This is a genomic window from Sphingomonas oligophenolica (assembly GCF_039522915.1).
In the GTDB taxonomy this organism is placed as follows: Bacteria; Pseudomonadota; Alphaproteobacteria; order Sphingomonadales; family Sphingomonadaceae; genus Sphingomonas; species Sphingomonas oligophenolica.
On sequence record NZ_BAAAEH010000072.1, the window covers coordinates 1 to 1,347 of the forward strand.

Sequence of the window (1,347 nt, forward strand, 5' to 3'; positions counted from 1 at the left end):
GCGGACGCGGTCGGCTGTGGCGTTTGTTTCATCGCGGTTTTGCGTGGCTTGGGGTTGGGCTGAGTGGTTTGCTGGCGGGCACGGCCGCGCCGTTCAGGGGCTGGCGGCGCGGAGCGTGAGGGCGAGATCGCGATAGAGCGCGGCATCCGGGCAAGCGCTGGCGAAGGCGATGCGGATACGGCTGGCGGTTTCGACGACGCGGGCGGCGACCTTGATGAGCCGGAGGCGGATGGTGGCGAACTCGGCGTTTCTGAGCGCGGCGCCGGTGGGCATGGCCTGACGCAGCTTCCACATCAGCCAGTATGCGGCGGTGTGGAGGATGAGGCGCATCTGGTTGGCGTTGGCCGACCGGCACGAGGTGCGGTCGCTCTTCAACTGCGTCTTGTGGAGCTTGATGAGGTTTTCGGCCTGGCCGCGCGCGCAGTAGAGCGTGTCGTAGATATGTTCAGGCGTCCCGGCCTCGATCGAGGTGACGACGAAGCGGATGTCGAGGCCCATGCTGGTGGCTTCGATCCGCGCCGCCACCCGGCGTTTGGTCGATCCCCAGGACTTGGCGGCATAACGTGTCTCGGCATAGCGGCGCAGCACGCCAAGACCATCCAGCGCCCGATCGGTGGCACAGGCATCGCTGTGGCCGATGATGACGGGATCGGCGTGGATCACCTTGTTGCCGGGCAGGCCGAACACATAGTCGAGGCCGTTCGTCTCGCACCATTCCATGATCTCGGGCCGGCCATAATGACCATCGCCGCGCAGCGTGATGTGGGTATCGGGCCAGTGGCGGCGGATGCGGCGAACGAGGCGGCGGACATGGTGCGCCGTCTCGGCCCCCGAAGGCGTCTTGCCGGTGCGCAGCAGCATCGCCACCGGGCGGCCTGTCGCGGTGTCGTAGACGTGGATCGGCAGGAAGCAGCGCTCGCCATAATGGCCGTTCCAGAAGGAGAGTTGCTGGCCGCCGTGGACGATATCGACCGTCTCATCGATATCGAGCGTCACCGCAACCGGCGGCGCGGGATAGCTCGCACAGTATAGATCAACGAGCGTGCCGATCATCCGCACCAGTTCGCGCGTCGTCGGCGCATTCTCCCAGCGGCTCATCGTCGGCTGGCTCGCCAGGCCGGTCGCACCGCCCGGCAGCTTGCCCAGCGCCAGCTTGAAGCCAGGATCGTGGCGCAGCGTGTCGAGGTCATCGGCATCCTCATAGCCGCACGCGATCGCCAGCATGCGAGCGCGCAAAATGTCGCCGAGATCATGGACGACGCGGGCCTGGTCGCGAGGATCGGCGATGCAGGCGGCAAGCCGCTCAGCTATCCCAAGCCGCTGCTCCGCCTGCGCCAGAAGCACAAC

At 66.7% G+C, this 1,347-nt stretch carries 1 protein-coding gene; it reads right to left on the reverse strand.

Annotation, left to right across the window (positions count from 1 at the left end):
- Window positions 1–93: 93 nt before the first annotated feature.
- Window positions 94–1,347 (reverse strand): IS1380 family transposase (locus ABD050_RS28930; RefSeq protein WP_343893055.1); only part of this gene is annotated, 1,254 nt, incomplete at its 5' end.